Genomic DNA, 20,972 nt, shown 5'->3' on the forward strand with positions numbered 1-20,972 from the left:
CACAGGCAATGGTTTATTAGACCATTGCCTGCACATTTTCTTTTCAAGCAGCATTAAAATCTCATGCTTAACGACCTTCTACTGTAGCTTGCTTGTTCGTTTCTTCGATGACTTTTGTGCCGCCTTTGCTCATCCAAGTTTCTTTGAACTTGTCAAAATCTGCTGTGACATTTTTGGAGTTGACGATCATTTCAATGACCTGCTCATTAACAAAATCGTTAAGCTGGCCAGTAAGGCTTGGATCAAGCGCTTCCTCGCTAACATTTAAGAAATCCAAAGGATTAGGAACAGCATAATCACCCGTTGATTTGGCGATAGCCAAAATATCTTCTTTGTTAGGCGTATTGTCAGGCAAATAATCGCTATTCCACGATACCAGCGTTCTGAGTGTAAAGCCTTTGTCCTTAGATCTTTCCTCTTCGCTCATAAGCGGGACAATCTTGTCTCCCTCTTTCTTGTAATGCACTCCCTCGATACCATTTAGCATGAGGTCCTGACCTTCAGGGGACAGCAAGTAGTCCATCAGCTCCAGCGCTTTTGTCCGTTTTTCTTCGGAGAGATTAGCGTTGATAGCCGTTTGGCACCAGAAGTTATTGGAGCCGTCCATACGCTGGATTCCTGTCTTGCCCTTCAGCGTACCTACCCAAGTGAACATCGATTTAGGGTCCTTATTTGGATACGCTTGCTGAAGCTTCGTGGAAAGATCCTTATAAGCAGCTGCATTAACATTATGAACCATGATGCCGACTTTACCCGTAACGAACTTTTCAAACTTCTTCTCATCGGTATTGAGCATAAATTCAGGATCAAGAATTTTCTCTTTGTACATTTGGTTCAAGAAGACTAAGGTTTGCTTCGTCTCATCTGAGATAACCTCCGGCATCCACTTGCCGTCCTTCTTCTCCCAACGCTCCGTACTTGTATCAAAAGCATTGAAAATCGGATATTGCCACCACACGCCGCCGGAGCTGGATGTGTAGCCATAAGTATCTTTCTTCCCATTGCCGTCTGGATCATTTTCTGTAAAAGCTTTGGCTACCGCATAAAAATCATCGATTGTCTTTGGCACTTCCAAGCCGAGCTTTTCCAGCCAATCCTTGCGAACCAAAATGTTATGCCCATTAATGGATTCCTTGTTGTTGCCGGACTCATTATAAATAGGTAGTGCATAGTGCTTGCCGCCTGTTGTTTTGGCAATCATCTCGAAATTCGCAAGCGAATTTTGAATATTAGGATACTGATCAGCGTAATCCGAAAGCGGAAGAATTAATCCTTCCTTAATCCACTGGCGATACTGAATCGGTTTACCGATACCGTTCGAGACAAACAAGTCCGGCATTTCGCCAGAAGCAATCATAACGTTAAGCTTCTCTTCCCAGTCGTTCCATGAAGAAGTAATCGGCTTAATCCGAATATTCAATTTCTCTTGCAGCCTCTTGTAAATTAACGAATCTGGCGCGTCCGCACCCTCCCACATCCAACTGAATACGGAAAGCTCAACCGGCTCTGCTGCTTTATTAGGTTCTTTTTCGCTATTTTTGGCAGGCGTCTCGCTATTATTATTTCCACAGCCAGATAGAACGCTTGCAAGCAACGAAACGACTGCCAGCAAGAAGATAAGTTTTTTTCTTCCAAACATGTACGTCCAACTCCCCTAGTTTTTAATAGATTAAATCGTACGGACAACAGGGTCAACTTTTAATAGACCCGATCATCACCCCTTTCACAAAATGTTTCTGAATGAATGGATAAACAATAATGATAGGAACGACGGAAACCATGACCACTGCATTTTTAATCGTATCCGCTAACATGAAGTCTTCGCTGACATAGCTCACACCATGCATCAAAGCCATATTATTGTTTATAAGGATATCTCTTAGCACCATTGCCAGTGGCCACAGCTCTTTATCGTTCAGAAACAGCATGGGCTGGTACCAGTTGTTCCATTGCCCTACAGCAATAAACAAGCCAATGGTAGCAAGCGGAGGAATGGATAGCGGCAAAATAATGCGAAAGAAAATGGTCATATATCCTGCGCCGTCCATTTTGGCCGACTCTTCCAGTTCAATCGGGATATTTTGAAAGAACGTCTTTAACACGATCATGTTGTACGTGCTAAGCGCAGCTGGAATGATCATAACTGCAAGATTATTCACGAGCCCCAAGTTTTTGATCAACAGATAATAGGGAATGAGGCCTCCCGAAAATAACATTGTAAAAATAATAAACAGAAAAATGGTCGTCCTGCCTGGGAGATCCTGCTTGATTAGCGGATAGGCTGTAATTGCCGTAATGAACAATTGGTACAAAGAACCCGCAATGGTAACGAACACGGAAACAAGCAGCGATTGCACAATCGTATTTTTATTGAACACGTACTCGTACGCCTCAAAGGAAACTTTTTTGGGAATCAAGTTAAAGCTTGATTTGATCGCTTCTTCGTAAGGCAGGATAGAACCTACAAGCACATGCCAGAAAGGGTATAGCGTAATAAGTGCCAAAAATAGAAGAAACACGATGTTCGCTGTATCAAAAATTTTGCCGGAAATACTAGTTGATTTCATCGTTGGTTCACCACCTTTAATAAATGCCTTGGCCGCTCAATTTCTTCGCCGTATAGTTCACTACAATTAATAGAACAAAGTTAATGATGTTTAGGAACAGCCCGATTGCAGTAGCAACGCTATATTGGCCTTGCGTTAATCCAATCCGATAGACATAGGTATCGATAACGTCGCCGCTCTCGTAAACCATTGTGTTATATAGGTTGAAGACTTGGTCGAAGCCGCCGTTCATCATACTGCCAAAATTCAATATGAGCAAAATAGATATAATCGGCAGCAAACCTGGCAATGTAATATGAATGATTTGCTTAAACCGATTGGCTCCATCGACAGTTGCCGCTTCGTACTGATCCGGGTTAATGCCCGATAGCGCTGCGAGGAAAATAATCGTACCCCAGCCAACTTCCTTCCATATGCTAGAGATTATCAGAAGCGGTCGGAACATCCCATTGCTAGTCAAGAAATTAACGGGATCTGCCCCAAAGAGTGCAACCATTTTATTGATCGGCCCTTCAAGCGAGAGAATAGAAAATAAAATGCCCGCTATCGTTACCCATGAAATAAAATGCGGCAAATAAATAATCGTCTGAATGGAGCGCTTAAAAAACTTTTGGCGTACTTCATTCAGTAAGATAGCCAATATAATCGGAGCCGGGAACCCAAATAACAGCTTCAACAGGTTGATTTCAATCGTATTGCGAAACACCTGCCAAAATTTATTGGTCTCGAACAGCTTCTCAAAATGTACAAAGCCGACCCATGGGCTTCCCATAATCCCCTTTGTAATCCAAAAATCCTTAAATGCAATCGTTGCCCCATACATCGGAATGTAACTAAAAATGATGAGGAACACGATGGAGGGGAGCAGCATGACATAGAGCATTTTGTAACTAAATATCCGTTTTCGCAGCTCGCGCCTAGCGCTTAATTTGACCGTGTTTGATTTTACCACGCTTGCTTCCATAGCTCGCTTCACCTGCTCTCTTTTGATGTTAAGAAACACGCGGATGTCCAACAACTCGGGTCCTATTTCGAGCGGCGTCATCCTGCTTTGTTTCATTGTGCCACATGCTGGCGAAGGGTTATATGTACTCACATTGGAAGCTTAGATGTAGTTTGTTACGATGTTTAAACAGCACAGAAAAAAGCCCCGCTAACCAAACAACGGGACTTCATCGTATAGTACGAATGAACAAGGTGGAACCGCATACAGAAAAGCTGAAATATTCTCACGCTTTCTTCTGCTGCTTATATTCCAAGGGAGACATGCCGAGATGCTTCTTAAACAATTTGCTAAAATGGGCATAGTCATCGTACCCGACCAGCTTGCCCACCTCATAAAGCGAAATATCCTTGTCCAGCAAGGAAACCGCAGCTTCAAGCCTTTTATGGATGAGGTAATTGATGAAGCTTTTCCCCTTCTCCTGCTTAAATAAATGACTTAAATAGTTCGGACTGATAAAATACTTCTGCGCCATCTCCTTCAATGAAATACGATGCGCAAACATACGGTCGAGGTCTCGCGTAATCTCATCCACAATTAGAAGTGCATTCAATTCACTAGGCTTCCTCTTGTGCTCTTCTATTCGCATAGCCATTTCTTCCAACAAATCATGTGGTTTATTGTAATAGACAATGAGATCCTGAGCTGTAATAAAATCCTCTGTATCTGGAGCCCCGTGCGACGAGGTTAAGTTGTTCATAGAGATAACGAATAAATTATAGAGCTCGGCAAGACCACTGAGATGGATACGTCCCTTTTGTATTCCTTTATGCATATCGTACAACGCTGCTTCCAAGTGCTCCATTCTCGACGCACTGCCTATTTGCGCTTTTAACGACGGAACCGCAGCATTCACATGAGCCTTATGCCGATAGACGCCACGCCTTCCGTTCAAGCTGGACGTGTCTGCCATTCTATTCGATTGGTGATATAAAAAGTATATTCGATCATCGGCTGATCCCATGCTGCTAATGCCGACGTCCCACCCGTGAGCAGCTGCCTCCCGCCTTACTTCCCTATACAGCCTTCCGGCAGCTCTGCCCATTATTGCAGGGAAGCCCAAGAGATAGGTCCATTTGAAAGGACTAATCCGGCATTTAAAAAAAGAAAGCCCATATGACGTAAGCAGTCGGTCAATCGAAAGCAAATCTACATCCGCCAATGACTCTGTACTCTTTACGGTTGCAAAAGCATAGTTCTTCCCAGTCTGAAATGCAGCTCCAGTGGACGCTAGCCGACTTGAAATTTTCCGAATCGCGACGTCGCTCTCCACCCATTCAAGCAGCATCATGGATTGGTCGTAGGCTTGCTGCAAACCGCGTTCCCGTTCCCGCTCCTCCAAGCGCCTTGAGCACTTTTCAAGCGTTTGCAGCAGCTCCTCTTCATTAACCGGCTTTAGCAAATAATTAAAACAGCCCTGCTCAATCGCTTGCTTGGCATATGCAAACTCACTATATGCACTCATAAATACGACCAATGTAAGCGGCGATACCCGGTTTACGAACGACAGAAGATCAAGCCCCGTCTTGCCCGGCATTCGAATATCGCTAATGACTACGTCGATAGGCTGGCGACGCAACAAGCTCTCCGCTATGTTCACGTCATGAGCTTTGGCCACAATACGAAATCCAGCCTTGTCCCAGTCAATAATTTGCTCCATATCTTTCAGAATCCAAGGCTCGTCGTCTACAAGAAGCAAGTTATACATTGCGAGTGGCCTCCTTGGCCCCTAGAGGGACCGTAATGGTAACTATTGTACCCGTGTCTTTCCAGCTTTTGATCGATAATCCGTAAGGCTCGCCGTAATAGATTTGAATTCGCTTGTGAATATTAACCAGCCCGATGCCTTGACCGATTGAGCTATTATCTTTGGCAACTGAACTAGAGAGACCAGCAAGCTCGGCACGCAGACCGGCTAGTTTCTCCTCATCCATGCCCGCTCCGTTATCCATAACCTTAATGCGCAGCCGATCACCCTCCACAATAGCCCTAATTTGAATAATCCAGCGTCCGCTTTTCTCTTCAAGTCCATGGACGAGCGAATTCTCAACTAATGGCTGCAAAATCAGCTTAACGATGGAATGGATGTTCAGCGACGGGTCCATAGCCACCTTGAATTGCAGGCGATCCCCAAACCTGATTTTTTGAATGGCGATATATCTCTCCAAATGCTCCAGCTCTTTGTTCAGTAGGACATATTCATCGGTACGGGTAATATAGCGGAAGTAGGACACTAAATTATCAATGGCCATGGCAACTTCCTTCTTCGCATTGGAGAGCGACATGCCCCTGATAGAGTGAAGTACGTTATACAGAAAATGAGCGTTAATCTGGCTTTGCAGCCCATTCAGCTGAAAAAGCTGCTTATCCATCTCCGTCTGATGCAGCTGCTGCTGCGACTGAAGCAAATTTTCTGTCAGCTTCTTAATTTGGTTAAGCATATTGTTAAAATGATCCTGAATGACGGTAATTTCGTTCTTGTAGGTAAATTTCAACTTGGCATCCAAATCGCCGCTTGCCGCCCAGTCAAATGCATCCACTAGTCTGGTAATAGGGTGCGTCAGTCGGAAATTAAAGACAGCTGCAATCCACACCACAATTAAAATCATAATGGCAACAAATGCAATGACCAGGTACTGAATATCGGTTGCTTTTTCCAACAGCTTGTCTTTATTTATTAGGGCTACGAACTTCCAATTTAAGCTTTTAATCGGGATGGACTGATAGAGGTAGTTTACTTTGTTTAAGCGAATATCCGATACACTGTTGTCTGGCCGATCCTTAATAAGCGTTTGAATTTTGGCAAAATCCAGCTGATTAGTAGAGGAGCCGATAAGATCGCCGACTTCATTCACAATATACAAATTTGCCTTGTTGCCCAAATTACCCGTCTGCAAAATCTGTTGAATCCACTGAGTATCAAGCAGCATAATACCAATATAAATCTCTTGCAAATATCTATTCTCATTAATCGATTTAATTTGCCTATAGGCAAGCAATCCCTTTTTCTTATCTGAACCGTCCAGCGGGGGAGAAATTTGTATTTTAGTCGTAATCGCTTTTTGATAATTTTTTGTATAAATATATTCTAACTCCTTCGCACCAATTAACTGCCCGGTTGAGATAACCCGCAGATCCTCGGCATTGACGAGGCCAATGGACTTAATCGTAGGATCTATCGACATAAAAGAGTTTAAATTTTTTAGCAAAGCATCGGATTCCTGCCACGATTTATTTGCAACTGTGATCTGCTGAATGCCGCGGTTGTAAAATATAGACTTCGATAATTGATCAACGCGATTAAAATATTCATCGAAGCGATTGTTTGTCTGGACAACGAATTGCTCCATGTTTTCTAGTGCATTCTCCTTCATCACTTTAATATAACCAAAATACCCAATCGTCCCTAAAAGGATAATAGGCAATACAGCGATACAAATATTGGTCACGATCATAAGGTAACTGAGCCGATATTTCAGGGTGTATGCGATTATTCGTTTATACATTCGGCCCTCCATAGACAAAATGATGTTAACGTTTACAAAAGAGTATCTATCATAATAGCACATCCACGATGGAGCATACATGTGTTTTTTCACTCTAAAAAGATGTCGTTTGTTCAGATTTTGTTTCTCTTTTCTGTAAGCAACTATTGAACATAAAAAAACGAAAAACACCTAATTTATCTAATAGGTATTTTCCTGCTTCTAATCGATAAAGAGGCTGCGGAATTCGCAGCCTCTTTAGGTGTTGCTTAAATGAATTTAGCTTTTTGAAGCAGCCTTTGGATAATGGCGGCTGTTTCAGCCCTAGTAATATTTTTCTGAGGCTGCAGCTCCCCATTATATCCGCCGATAACACCGAATTGAATCGTTAATGCCGCGGCTTGGCGAGCCCATGCTGCTATTTTTGTATTATCTTTAAAACCATGTAGCAGATTTTGCTGCTGTACATTGCCAAGCTCATTATACAAATCTGCCAGCTTCATTGCTCTCGATAAAATAACCATTGCTTCCTGTCTAGTAATCTTCTCGTTAGGCTTGAATGAACCGTTGCTGTATCCATCAACCAATCCGTACGAATACGCGATTTGAGCTGCTGAATGATACCAATCCTTTTCTGATATATCTGTAAAGCTTACAGATTTAGCAGCAGAGCTTAAACCTAATGCCCTTATCATTATAGCTGTGAATTCTGCTCGAGTTATTTCGTTATCCGGTAAAAAACGCTGCTCGTCAGAACCATTAATGATAAGTCTTGATGCCAGATCATTGATGCTTGTTTTGGCCCAATGCGTTGCGACATCGCTAAATGATTTTTGATGATAAATGAGACCGTACATGCTGTTAGTCATGCTGCTCAGGACAGCGTAATAACGTCCATCTTCTTCTATTACCTTAGTAGGAATATGAATGAGCGATCCGTCCGCAATTAACTTTACTCCCGTCGTAATACGCTTAGGATCTAATCCTTCAGGCAATGCAATGCGTCTCTCTACAAAAGTATCAAATTGATTCAGCTCTATTTCCTTGCCCCCAAAGTGTGCTTTCACTGAAAATCTCACAGGAGGAGCGATAAGTGTAATTTGTCCGTTATCCATATCCTTATAAACAAATTCTGAGTTAGGAGCATGAATGATTTCCATCTTGAGAGTTATATCCTTCAGTGAAACATTAGATCCGAATTGGTTAAGCCATTCATCAATATCAACTTGATTCATCGGAAAGCTATAAGACGCTTTTTCAGACATTAGTTGAATAACAGCGTTACTGCTTTCTAAGACTGAAAGAAGCCCAGCATTTATTTCCCAATTCACGATATCAGATTGATTATGGACCGTAATCGTAATAACAGGTTTATCGCCTGCTCCCTTCAAAAGCTCTTTAAGCTGAGCCTCCTCAAAGACCACCGTCGTTACTTTTTTACCTTCTATTGTCCTTACAGTTGCCTTAATCATTTGTTCTGACTTGTTTCCTATGCTAACTGTGATATCTGAATACGTTTCTGTATTACCACCGCCATTGCTGGAACCGCTGCTTGCTTGGTATTCAATAGATGCTGTATGTGCCACACTACTATTACCTGCCGCATCTCGGTATTGAACGTATAGCTGCTTAGATCCATAATTTCCATCCAAAACCCAATTTTTGGTAGGAAATACATTCTCCCAAGCTGACCAAGTCAACTTATCGGCAGAAAACCGCATTTCAGTAACACCACTACCATCGCCATCTGAAGAAGTTAGAGATAGTTTCACTTCCTTGCTACTCGTTACAGTAGCTCCGCTATTGATGGTAATCATTCCTGTTGGTATCGTCTGATCAAGTTTTATTTTATCTTGAATAACGGAATGACTTACATTGCCTGCCTTGTCTTTAAACTGTACGAATACTGATTTCTCCCCGTCGCCCGCTCCAAAGCTCCATGCCTTCGTTGCAGCGGAAGGCTCCCAACTACTCCAATCCGTCCCATTGCCCGAGAAGCGCATTTCGACAACGCCGCTTCCTTTACTACTGTCATCGCTAGTAAGAGTCAGGGTTGTATCCGCAACATTCGTCCATTCCGAACCACCTTGATCAATGGTTAATGTACCCGTTGGAGCAGTAGTATCCACTAGGAAAATAATCGTAGCAGCATTACCCGCTCCATCCGTTACGACAAGTGTATAGCTACCGTCTACAGTAATCTCCGTACCGCTTGTAAAAGCAGTTCCATTTAATTTTGCTGTTCCTTCATTGAAGTTGATCGTGACCTTATCCTTGTACATTCCACCATCCGCAACTCCTGTTACGATTGGTGCTACTGTATCAATCACAAAGTTCACCGTTGTTACATTTCCAGCTGCATCCGTTACGACAAATGTATAGCTACCGTCTACAGTAATCTCCGTACCACTCGTAAAAGCAGTTCCATTCAATGTTGCCGTTCCTTCATTGTAGCTGACCGTGACTTTATCTTTGTACATTCCACCATCCGCAACACCTGTTACGATTGGTGCTACTCTATCAATCACAAAGTTCACCGTTGTTGCATTTCCTGCTGCATCCGTCACGACGAGCTTATACGTTCCATCCTGAATAACATCCGTACCACTTGTAAAAGCTGCTCCATTCAATGTTGCCGTTCCTTCATTGAAGGTAACTGACACTTTATCCTTGTACATTCTACCATCCGCAACTCCTGTTACGATTGGTGCTACTGTATCAATCACAAAGTTCACCGTTGTTACATTTCCTGCTGCATCCGTTACGACGAGCTTATACGTGCCGTCTTGAATGACTTCAGTCCCACTTATAAAAGCAGTTCCATTCAATGTTGCCGTTCCTTCATTATAGCTAACTGTCACTTTTTCCTTGTAGATTTCACCATCCGCAACACCTGTTACGATTGGTGCTACTTTATCAATTACAAAATTCACCGTTGTTACATTTCCTGCTGCATCCGTTACGATGAGCTTATACGTTTCATCCTGAATAACATCCGTACCGCTTGTAAAAGCAGTTCCATTCAATGTTGCTGTTCCTTCATTGAAGCTAACTGTCACTTTTTCCTTGTACATTCCACCTTCGGTTACTCCAGTTACTACTGGTGCTACCTTATCAATCACAAAGTTCACCGTTGTTACATTCCCAGCTGCATCCGTTACGACAAGTGTGTAGCTACCGTCTACAGTAATCTCCGTACCGCTTGTAAAAGTTGCTCCATTTAATTTCGCTGTTCCTTCATTATAGCTAACTGTCACTTTTTCCTTGTACATACCACCATCCGCAGCTCCTGTTACGATTGGTGCTACTTTATCAATCACAAAGTTCACCGTTGTTGCATTTCCTGCTGCGTCCGTTACGATGAGCTTATACGCGCCGTCCTGAATGACTTCCGTACCACTCGTAAAAGCAGTTCCATTCAATGTTGCCGTTCCTTCATTGAAACTAACTGTCACTTTTTCCTTGTAGATTCCACCATCCGCAACACCTGTTACGATTGGTGCTACCTTATCAATCACAAAGTTCACCGTTGTTGCATTTCCTGCTGCATCCGTTACGACAAGCATATAGCTACCGTCTGCAGTAACCTCCGTACCGCTTGTAAAAGCTGCTCCATTCAATGTTGCCGTTCCTTCATTGAAGCTAACTGTCACTTTATCCTTGTAGATTCCACCATCCACAACACCTGTTACAATTGGTGCTACTCTATCAATCAAAAAGTTCACTGTTGTTGCATTTCCTGCTGCGTCCGTTACGATGAGCTTATACGCGCCGTCCTGAATGACTTCCGTACCACTCGTAAAAGCAGTTCCATTCAATGTTGCCGTTCCTTCATTGAAACTAACTGTCACTTTTTCCTTGTAGATTCCACCATCCGCAACACCTGTTACGATTGGTGCTACCTTATCAATCACAAAGTTCACCGTTGTTGCATTTCCTGCTGCATCCGTTACGACAAGCATATAGCTACCGTCTGCAGTAACCTCCGTACCGCTTGTAAAAGCTGCTCCATTCAATGTTGCCGTTCCTTCATTGAAGCTAACTGTCACTTTATCCTTGTAGATTCCACCATCCACAACACCTGTTACAATTGGTGCTACTCTATCAATCAAAAAGTTCACTGTTGTTACATTCCCAGCTGCATCCGTTACGACAAGTGTATAACTACCGTCTACAGTAATCTCCGTACCGCTTGAAAAAGCAGTTCCATTCAATGTTGCCGTTCCTTCATTAAAGCTAACTGTCACTTTATCCTTGTATATTCCACCATCCATAACACCTGTTACGATTGGTGCTACTCTATCAATCAAAAAGTTCACCGTTGTTACATTTCCTGCTGCATCCGTAACGACAAGTGTATAACTACCATCCGCGTCAATCCGCATTCCACTAGCAAATGCTGCTCCATTCAACGTCGCCGTTCCTTCGTTAAAAAACACCGTAACCGGGGCTTTATAACTCCCACCATGTGTTACTCCACTTACAAATGGTGCAGTCTTATCTATCTCAAAGCTTACTGTTGTTACATTCCCTGCTTGATCAGTTACGACAAGCGTATAAGTACCGTCTATTGTAACCATTGTTCCACTAGTAAATGCTGCTCCATTTAATGTCGCCGTTCCTTCATTAAAGGTGACTGTCACATTCCCCTTATAGATTCCACCATTAGTTACACCTGTTACAACTGGTGCAGCCTTGTCTATTTTAAAATTAACCGTTGTTGAATTCCCTGCCGAATCTGTTACGATCAGCGTATAAGTACCATCCATAACAATCTCTGTCCCGCTATTAAAGGGGTTACCATTCAATAGCCCACTACCTTCATTAAATGTGGGGGCTATCGCCTTGTTATATGTTTTATTATTCTCTACATTTGATATAACTGGTGATATGGTATCTATAGTAATCGTGCTGCTTATAGTTCCCATACTCAAATTCCCGACCCTATCTTTATATTGAACATATATCGTTTTAGCGCCTTCTCCTGCTGGGAGTACCCACGACCTCCCATTCAAATCAGAAATATTAAACCAACTCGTTTGCCAACTACCACTATCATTTGAGAGCCGAGCTTGCTCAACTCCCGAGCCACTCCCGTCGGAATAACTTCCGCTCAAAGTCACGGTGTAGTATTTAGTAAATGCAGCATTATTATTAATGATAAGAGATCCTGTTGGAGATGTCTGATCTAATAGTATACTCTGGGAAGATGTATTCGAAATCCCATTTTGGGAATCCTTTAATTGCATATAGATCGTCTTAGCCCCGTCACCGCCAGCTAGACTAAATGTTGCTGAATTGCTAAAAGGCAACCAAGATGCTGCCGACAAACCCGCAGAACTATTCGAAAATCTCATATGCGTAACACTATCGCCTGCGTCAGCGTCAGATCCCGTTACAGATAGATTAGCAATTGACGAGCTTGTAGCTGCGCCTTCATTTATCGTAAAAGAACCTGTCGGAATCGTATTTGCAGGTCCGGTCTCATAAGTAACCACTAGTTTAGGATGATACGCAGCATTTGCAGCTTCCATGGAATAAAATAGAAATCTACCGCTATCAGCATCTGACTCATTACCATTCAGAATGAAGGTTAGTTTACGATCAGAGCTGTCCGTAAATGCATCTACAGCTGATTTTACGTTAAGAGTAATCGTTTGATTCTGAAGATATGTACCCATAGGCACTTCACTAGTACTCTTTGCTGTAAATTTATCCGCATAAAGGGTGTTCGTATCCATTGGCGGAAAGCTTACAAGGTTCAAATCATTCGCTGTAGAACCCCTAACTTCCATATACAAATTATGACCAGGGATTCTAAGGACAGTAGCGACAGTCAAGACCAGCTCTGCTGATACAATAGTTCCTTCGGGTACACCTAGATTAAACATAGTTGCCATTCTATTTCGGACATTTACGAAGCCGTCATTATTACTCATACCAACATAAAGAAAACCATCCCCATCATTATCATATATGCCGTCATATTCCTGCTGACCTCTCAACTCCATCGTGTCCGCAGAGGCAGCGTAAGTTTTTGTAACTGTACCCCCAGCCGCATCCGCTCTATTAGGTACTAGTCCAGGTGAAATAACTGATAATAAAATAGCGATGACCAACAAAAAAGATTGTTTCCTCATCCTTCATTCCTCCGCTTTCTTGTATGGAACCATAGTTAATCATTGATAATTCATGAGGTCTTTAGCTGCCTTTTTACCATGGCTTCAACATGATCCTTATAAAAATTCTCATCATTAACTACTATAATTAAAAGGGAGGTTGTCTTATAGTGACCGCTGTCATCAATTCTGTCATATGACAATTTTTTTATGTAGTACAAAGAATGAGGATATTTCTCGGGTCGATACGCTGTATCCATATAAAATGTAATTTACATTATTCAAGGCCGCCGTCTGTTCTAAGGAACATCGTTGCTCCTTTATCACCTTTCATCGCGTTACCTTTGGCACTGAGTTTAGTTTCAATCGCTTCTGCCAATCCACTTGCGCTCGAAATTACAGCTGATTTTTCAAAGAAAATGAAAGCAAAGAAATAACTTTAATAACATTAAAAAAGAACCGTTATAGAACGGTTCTTTTTTAATCATTAAGTAGGTTTAGTATATGACCATTGATGCTAACACCGAAAATACGCAAACTTATCGTGTGTTATGACTCTATATCCGAAATCACACGGCAATCTGCCAACACTTCCGGTTTAAATTGCATACTGTCCGCTTGTGTGATCTGGCGAATTACTCTGCATGGAACACCCGCAGCAAAGGAGCCTGCTGGGATATCTTGAGTCACCACACTACCTGCTCCTATCACGCATCCGTCTCCAATGGTAACACCGCCGCATACCGTTACATTGGCTGAGAGCCACACATCGTTTCCGATCGTGACAGGCTTGGCGTAACACAGCGACTTAAGATCACCATTTTGATCAAGCATTTGCCTACGTTCAGAGGCGATGAACGGATGAATAGGTGTAACAATCGTTACATTAGGCCCAAAACTGACATTGTTCCCAATGGTAATCTTTGCGTCGTCCTGTACGGTAAGATTGTAGTTGGCAAAGAAGTGTTTTCCGATTTCTGTGTGAACCCCGTAATGAAAGAAAATAGGACCCTGAATGAAGCTGTGTTCCCCCATCCTGCCAAGCAGCTGTTCAAGTATCTCTTTGCGTTCCACTGTCTGATCCTCAAAAGTGCGGCTATATTGACTGCTAAGGTTATGTGCACGGAGCTTAATAGCCTTTAACTCGGGAGCACCTGGACTAAATAAAATCCCCTTGAAAATTCGTTCCTCTTCCGTCATATGTTCATCTCCAATGTATCCGGCCGAAACATATGTCTCAAAGCCTTAGGATGATTGTCTTACAAATTGCTCATAGCACGCTTTTAATGTGCTCACTATCATCATCTAATATCTGACTAGTAAGGGTAAATATCACTGGTTAAAAGTATTCTTAATACTTAAAATGCTGTTTTACCACTCTACCTGATCAAAACGCATGTTTTTGTAATAAAAGATTTTGTCTTGATCCGTAATCTCTCGGAGCACCTTGCAGGGATTACCGACTGCTATTACATTGGCTGGAATATCTTTTGTTACAACACTGCCGCCCCCAATAACGCTTCCCTTTCCGATTGTAACACCCGGTAAAATGATAGCGCCGCTGCCGATCCAAACCCCATCTTCTATAACGACCGGCAAGGCAAACATTCCGCCTCCTTTGCGCATGACCGGGTGCACCGGATGGTTGGTCACAGCGATCGTTACATTTGGGCCAAACATCACGTCATTTCCAATCGTAACCTTATAGTCATCGACAACCGTTAGATTAAAATTGATGTACACATTGTTGCCTACCGTAGTATTCGAACCGTAGGACATACGAATTGGCGGCTCCATCCATACATTTTCACCCATGCTCCCAAAAAGCTGTTTCATCAGCAATTTCCGTCCATCCAAATCATCGGGATGCAATTGATTGATTTCATAGCACAGAGCTTTGCCACGCTGGCGCGCACGAGCTAGAGCAGCAGCTTCCTCTGGGTAATTAGAATCGTGATCGGTAAACAATTGACCGTTTTTCATTCGCTCTTGAATATTCATGCATTAGTCTCCTCTGGACAAAATTTATATTTTTCATATATATGAAATGGGTATAAGCCACTTTCTTTAACTAACTTGTTCAAAGTTTCTTGTAATATTGTTCAACCATTTGTATTGACGATAACGGATATAAGTAACAGGAAGCTTAACGACCTCATCTAAGCAAATTACGATATACAGTACGATGGGAGGTACGTGGTAAACAAAAGCACACAAGTAGCTGAGTGGTAATATTATGCCCCACATCACAACCGTATCGCACCAAAATCCAAATTTAGAATCGCCGCCAGCCGTAAATATACCCGCAATGATCGTGGCATTCATCGACTTCGCAATACAATAAAAAGCACTGATATACAGCATGCCATCCAAGTAATTTTGTGCAGCAGTGTTCAAGCTCACGACAGAGAAAACCAGTGGTTTTAGCAGCAAAATCGTGAATCCTGCAATAACTCCAAAAATCAGAGCGTACAGGCTCATCTGTTTACCCGCATGTTTCGCTTTCTCAATTTCTCCCTGCCCTAAATATTTTCCAATTAGTACAGATCCACCGCTGGCTATGCCTCCACATAGTACAACAGCAAGGTTCTTGACCACGGATGCCACAGAATTCGCTGCCACCATATCAGAGCTTACATGACCGATAATTGCGGCTGTCGCAGTTAAAGCTATGCCCCAAACAATATAATTGCCTTGAACAGGCAAAGTGTATTTCCAGAAATCTTTTAACAAATGACGCTGATTGCCTTTAGATGTAGGAAGTCGGAAGCGAATCGGTCCTCTGGTAACGGAGTGTACAATACAGCAGGCAAGTTCAATGAAACGAGCTAAACCCGTTGAAAGGGCAACCGACGCAACCGCGAGCTCCGGCTTCGTTGGAAAGAGAACAAAGATGCAGATTGCATTGAACAATATGTTCAAAATTAAGCATATAGAGCTAATTGAAGCACTCAGTCGTGCATTTTCCATGCTTCTGATTACGGTGAGATACATTTGCGAAAGGCCCATTGCAATATACGAGAACGAAAGCATTTTTAAGAACCTTGAACCATACTCTATCAATTCGTTATCCTTTGTAAAAAGTCGCATTAGCGTCTCCGGAACAAAAAACGTAACAGAAAAAAATATAACAGAGATAAATAACGAGAACATGCAGGCAATACTGAGCACGCGCTGTATCGTTTCTAAATCTTTCTTGCCCCAATACTGCGCAGTAAGAATACCTGCTCCTGTTGACATTCCCATGTAAAACAAGGTCAACGCAAAGGTAATTTGGCCTGCGAGCGATACAGCCGACATCGCAGTTTGGCTAATCATGCCCACCATGACCACATCTATTGAAATGACCAAAGCTGAGATCAGATTTTGCAATGCAATGGGAATCACGAGCAGCATAAGCTCCCGATTAAAATCACGGTTCATGGGAGATGTTATTTGCATACGATTTCTCACCTTATTTTCTCCCCTCTCCTTCCTGTTCAATTGAATGATATCAATATAGAACAAAATTATTGTCCAATCCATTAAAATTGACTATATTATTATAAGAATCGTATATAGTTCAAAGGAGAGTTCCGTTTGACTAAAAATTTAGAAGTGTTTTCGGATTTATCGGAACGCTTGGATTATAATCTTACTGATTTACCTCTTTATATTCGTCAAGGAAGTCTGCATCAATTTAATAATTATGCTGCTACAGCTCATTGGCATTCAGATGTAGAGTTCATTTATGTGCTAAAAGGATCCATGGATTTTTCTGTTAACGGACATATTACTCGCATAGAGCAAGAGAATGGAATTTTCGTGAATAGCCGCCGATTACATTTTGGTTTCTCCCAAGATCATATCGATTGTTTATTCATTGTTGTTGTCATTCACCCCGCCCTTCTTGGCGAAGGTGCATCCCTGCTTCAAACCTATTGGGACGAAAAATTCAATCAACTAACGGACGACTTTGTATTGCTTACAAACCAAGTTGCATGGCAACAGAGCATATTGCTGTCTCTTCAAGCGATCTATGATGAAATGCACGAAAGCAATTTCCCAAATCCGCTTCGCCTCACTTCACAGGCTTTATCTTTACTTGCTTTAACCGGAGATCACCTGCAACCGAAGGTTGGGCAACCTGAAGACATACAATTGTGGACAAATGTTCAGAAGATGACCAATTTCATCCGACAACACTATGATCAAAAAATAACGCTTGAAGATATAGCATCGGCGGGAACTGTTTGCAGGAGTCGCTGCTGTACATTGTTTAATAAGTATGTAGGTCAAACCCCTAACACGTATCTCACTAGATATCGAATTCAGAAAAGTTGTGAGATGCTGACGGAAACAAAACGATCCATAAGTGAAATTGCACTGGCTTGCGGTTTCCAAAGCGGCAGTTACTTTACATCTATTTTCCGAAAACAACTGGGTTTAGTTCCACAAGATTATCGAAAACAGACAAAAAGTAACAATATATATTGCGGAGATTGACCATGACAAAATACAGTTCAACCGATGGATATTGTCAGCTCGTCAGCTCGTCCGAGATTAAGGCCAGATATGCTCCCCAAATAGTGGACAGGTGAAATAATATAAAACCTGTTGCTATGAGGGGAGCTTTTCTATCTCTAAAGTTATATTCCGCATCAGAAAGACTACCATTATCGGAGAGTACATAAATAAAACAACCAGTTACCCTCGAAATCGAGAATAACTGGCTGCATTTGACTGTATTTGCGATGGTATCTATTAGGCCCAAGCTCTACTTCTTCGCCATTAAGTACATAAAATACGGCGCCCCGATGATCGTGACGATGATGCCAGCGGGAATGCCGCTTGAACCGAGCAAGGCTCTGCCAATCGTATCGGCAATCAGCAGCAGGGCTGCTCCAAGCATGGCAGATACGGGGAGAAACCGCTGATGGCGCGGGCCAACGAGCGCTTTGGCGATGTGCGGTGCCATCAGGCCAACAAATGCGATTCCGCCGCTTACTGATACGGAGGCGGCCGCGAGTGCTACGGCAATGATAAGCAGTAATCGCCGCTCCTTAGCGACATGGACGCCTAAGCCGACTGCAATATTTTCATGCAGATTGAGAGCGTTGAGCACCTTGGCCTTTGCAAAAACAATAGGTAAGAACAAAATCAACCAAGGCAGCAGTGCAAGGACAAACGGCCACTCATCTCCCCAAATCCGTCCCGCCATCCAATTCGCAATGAACAAATATTGCTCGCGATCAAAACGGGTTGTTAGTGTTAATGTAATGCCGTAAAGTACAGCTGCCATCCCGACGCCTACAATCAACAGTCTTGTTGGCTCCAGACCTTCGCCTTTCCGATAGGAGAGGAGATAAATAAACGCAGCAGTCAACAAGCCGCCCATTAAGGCGAACAGGGGGAGTATATACAGAAAGCTAGTCGGTTCAATCGTAAAAAACATCACATAAATAACGACCATTAATCCTGCTCCGGCATTTATTCCTAATATCCCGGGGTCAGCAAGAGGGTTACGGGTCACGCTTTGTAAAATCGCTCCTGATAGGGCGAGTCCCATTCCGGCCAAAATGGTAATCAAAATTCTCGGAAAGCGGAAGGTGTATAAAATAAGCTCATCCTTGCTTGTTCCTTGGCCAAGAATCGTTCGCCATATTTGAGAAGGCGACAAGGACACCGGGCCTGTGGCCACACTAATAACGAAGATGGCGATTAGCAGCAAAGCAGCCCCAATCACAACAACACGAAATTTCGACAACTGCGAGAAGATCATCACTTTCTTCCCACCCTTCTGGTCAGGTAGAGAAAGCAAGGAAAACCGATGATTGCTACAATAGCGCCTATAGGCGTCTCGTAGGGTACATTTACTGTTCGTGCAGCTGTATCGGCAAGCACCAGCAGTACGCTGCCGAGCACAGCCGAGCATGGGATGATTAAGCGGTAATCGGAACCTACAATCAACTTGCAAATTTGCGGAATCATTAGTCCAACAAAAGCAATCGAGCCGACAATGGAGACGGAAGCTCCAGCTAGAAGAAGGACAATGATCATCAGGATGCTTTTGAGCAGGATGGTACGCTGTCCAAGCCCCTTAGCTACATCCTCGCCAAAGCTTAAAATCGTCAGCCCTCGCGACAGCATGAAAGCTACCAAAATACCCCCGATAATAATCGGTGCAGCCAGCTTAAGCTGCAGCCAATTTGTACCCGATACGCCACCAGCCACCCAAAAAGCCAAATCCTGCGCCAGCTTAAAATGAAGACCGATGCTTTGTCCCAAAGCCGTTAGTAAAGCCGTAACTGCAGCACCCGCTAATGTAAGGCGAAGCGGACTCATTCCCTGTCGATTTAAGGATCCAAGGCCAAATACCATTCCGGCACCAACAGCTGCACCTGCGAACGAAACGAGCATAATGACGAGATAGCTAACCTCCGGGAGGAATGCAAAGGTACATGCCAAAGCTAGGCTAGCACCGGCATTCAAGCCAAGCAAGCCTGGATCTACTATTGGATTGCGCGTCAAGCCCTGCATAATGGCTCCGCTGACGGCGAAGCCTGCGCCCACCAAAGCTGCTCCCAGCTCTCGTGGCAGCCTGATTTGCATAATAATTTGGTTTGATTGTACAGAGCTATCGTAGGCCCAGATAGCCTGCCATACTGTAGCCAAATCAATATCGGCAGCACCGACCGCTACGGACAGTAGAATGGAAAGCGTCAGAAACACGCTTCCTGCAACTACAGTAATCACACCAGCTAACGGCTTGGCTTGAGCCTTGTTTTGCGTCATATCTGCCTGTTTCATCTTCATCCTCGTTTGCACTTCTTATAGGTTGTCTTTACTTCTGCTCAGTTAAAGCTTTTACGATATACGTGAGCTCTTTCTCCAATGAAATTGGATCGTTGTAAGCGAAAGAAGTGGCATCAAAGCCGATGACCTGATTGTTTTTGACTGCGGGAAGGCCTTTCCACACATCGGTATCCATAAATGAGTTTTTTGTCGTAGAGCCGCCCTCTCCCATGAATACGTAATCGCCTGCATACTCCCCAATCGATTCGGAGGAAATAGCTTTATATGGAGGCCCGTTTTCTTCAATTTTCAATGAAGGAGGTGTTTTCATGCCAAGCACCTGATACAGAATCTCTGTACCGCGGCTTCCGTTTTTAAAATAAATGTACGTATCTTTTCCGTAGCTCTCCATGATAGAAACAGTCGCATCCGGGCTGACTACTTTAAATACCGTTTCTTTGGCTGCTGCTGCTTTGGTTTCCCACTCGTCGATCCAGGCCTGCGCTTCAGCTTCCATGCCTACGAGCTTGCCTATTTCAAGATGCTGCTGCTTATAATCGTATTTGTCATAGGACATCACGACAGTTGGCGCGATCTCTTTGTATTTGCTAATGTTTTTGTCGCCTGTATACGTGACGATTACATCGGGATCAATCTCAACGAGCTTCTCTACATTGTCAGCCGTAATTACTTCAACCTCATCAAGCTTGCCTTCATAAAATTTGTTCTCTTTCGGATATTCGTTAATAGCGACAGGAGTAATGCCCAGCGCTAATAAATTTCCAGCATAAGTATTCGTAAGCATCGCGACTTTCTTCGGATATTCTGAAAATTCAATGTCGCCCTCTTCACCGCGATAAATAATCTTTTCAGATGCTGCTTCAGGAGAAGCCGATGCTTCGGTATTGCCGCTGTTGCCTTTGTTGCTGCTTTCCGGCTGAGCATTTGTTCCACATGCAGATAGAACCATGATGAGGATGAGCGCTACTGCGCTTAGCATCCATTTTTTCGAGTGTGCAGTCAA

General features: G+C 43.1%; 13 protein-coding genes. 1 reads left to right on the forward strand and 12 read right to left on the reverse strand.

All coding sequences use genetic code 11. The annotated features are described in order from the left end of the window. Positions 1-67: 67 nt before the first annotated feature. The 9 genes from AC0VYE_RS30815 to AC0VYE_RS30855 all read right to left on the reverse strand — a co-directional run bounded on the left by AC0VYE_RS30815 (position 68) and on the right by AC0VYE_RS30855 (position 16,627). Positions 68-1,639 carry an extracellular solute-binding protein gene (locus AC0VYE_RS30815; RefSeq protein ID WP_076270321.1) on the reverse strand — a complete coding sequence of 524 codons (1,572 nt, stop codon included), beginning with the start codon at positions 1,637-1,639 and terminating at the stop codon, positions 68-70. Positions 1,640-1,691: 52 nt separating this feature from the next. After that, the gene (locus AC0VYE_RS30820; protein WP_475444591.1) at positions 1,692-2,567 is read right to left on the reverse strand and encodes a carbohydrate ABC transporter permease; all 876 of its coding nucleotides are present in this window, start codon (positions 2,565-2,567) and stop codon (positions 1,692-1,694) included. A 16-nt stretch (positions 2,568-2,583) separates the two neighbouring features. After that, positions 2,584-3,627 carry an ABC transporter permease gene (locus AC0VYE_RS30825; protein WP_256711023.1) on the reverse strand — a complete coding sequence of 348 codons (1,044 nt, stop codon included), beginning with the start codon at positions 3,625-3,627 and terminating at the stop codon, positions 2,584-2,586. A gap of 169 nt (positions 3,628-3,796) precedes the next feature. Further along, entirely contained in the window at positions 3,797-5,278 is a 1,482-nt protein-coding gene (locus AC0VYE_RS30830; RefSeq protein WP_475444594.1) for a response regulator transcription factor, read from the reverse strand. Continuing rightward, positions 5,271-7,076, reverse strand: a complete 1,806-nt coding sequence (locus AC0VYE_RS30835; RefSeq protein ID WP_475444596.1) for a sensor histidine kinase — start codon at positions 7,074-7,076, stop codon at positions 5,271-5,273. The genes AC0VYE_RS30830 and AC0VYE_RS30835 overlap by 8 nt, the downstream gene beginning before the upstream one ends. A gap of 248 nt (positions 7,077-7,324) precedes the next feature. Continuing rightward, the gene (locus tag AC0VYE_RS30840; protein WP_475444598.1) at positions 7,325-13,195 is read right to left on the reverse strand and encodes an S-layer homology domain-containing protein; all 5,871 of its coding nucleotides are present in this window, start codon (positions 13,193-13,195) and stop codon (positions 7,325-7,327) included. Positions 13,196-13,723: 528 nt separating this feature from the next. Further along, the gene (locus AC0VYE_RS30845; RefSeq protein WP_475444599.1) at positions 13,724-14,374 is read right to left on the reverse strand and encodes a sugar O-acetyltransferase; all 651 of its coding nucleotides are present in this window, start codon (positions 14,372-14,374) and stop codon (positions 13,724-13,726) included. Positions 14,375-14,545: 171 nt separating this feature from the next. Continuing rightward, positions 14,546-15,175: a DapH/DapD/GlmU-related protein gene (locus AC0VYE_RS30850; RefSeq protein WP_475444601.1), complete on the reverse strand. Its 630-nt coding sequence runs from the start codon at positions 15,173-15,175 to the stop codon at positions 14,546-14,548. Positions 15,176-15,241: 66 nt separating this feature from the next. Next, entirely contained in the window at positions 15,242-16,627 is a 1,386-nt protein-coding gene (locus AC0VYE_RS30855; RefSeq protein ID WP_475444603.1) for an MATE family efflux transporter, read from the reverse strand. Between the two features lie 126 nt (positions 16,628-16,753). Between AC0VYE_RS30855 and AC0VYE_RS30860 the strand changes: the two genes are divergently transcribed. Next, a complete protein-coding gene (locus AC0VYE_RS30860; protein ID WP_475444605.1) occupies positions 16,754-17,659 on the forward strand; it encodes a helix-turn-helix domain-containing protein in 906 nt (301 codons plus the stop codon). 271 nt (positions 17,660-17,930) lie between these two features. On the opposite strand, the gene AC0VYE_RS30865 is transcribed toward AC0VYE_RS30860, so the two are convergent. From AC0VYE_RS30865 to AC0VYE_RS30875, 3 genes are read right to left on the reverse strand one after another with little or no spacing between them, the layout of a single operon-like run. Further along, entirely contained in the window at positions 17,931-18,935 is a 1,005-nt protein-coding gene (locus tag AC0VYE_RS30865; protein WP_475449789.1) for a FecCD family ABC transporter permease, read from the reverse strand. Further along, positions 18,935-19,969: a FecCD family ABC transporter permease gene (locus tag AC0VYE_RS30870; protein WP_475444607.1), complete on the reverse strand. Its 1,035-nt coding sequence runs from the start codon at positions 19,967-19,969 to the stop codon at positions 18,935-18,937. The genes AC0VYE_RS30865 and AC0VYE_RS30870 overlap by 1 nt, the downstream gene beginning before the upstream one ends. 28 nt (positions 19,970-19,997) lie before the next feature. Further along, entirely contained in the window at positions 19,998-20,972 is a 975-nt protein-coding gene (locus AC0VYE_RS30875; protein WP_256711097.1) for an ABC transporter substrate-binding protein, read from the reverse strand.

It is taken from the genome of Pristimantibacillus sp. Z349TD_6 (assembly GCF_056173205.1).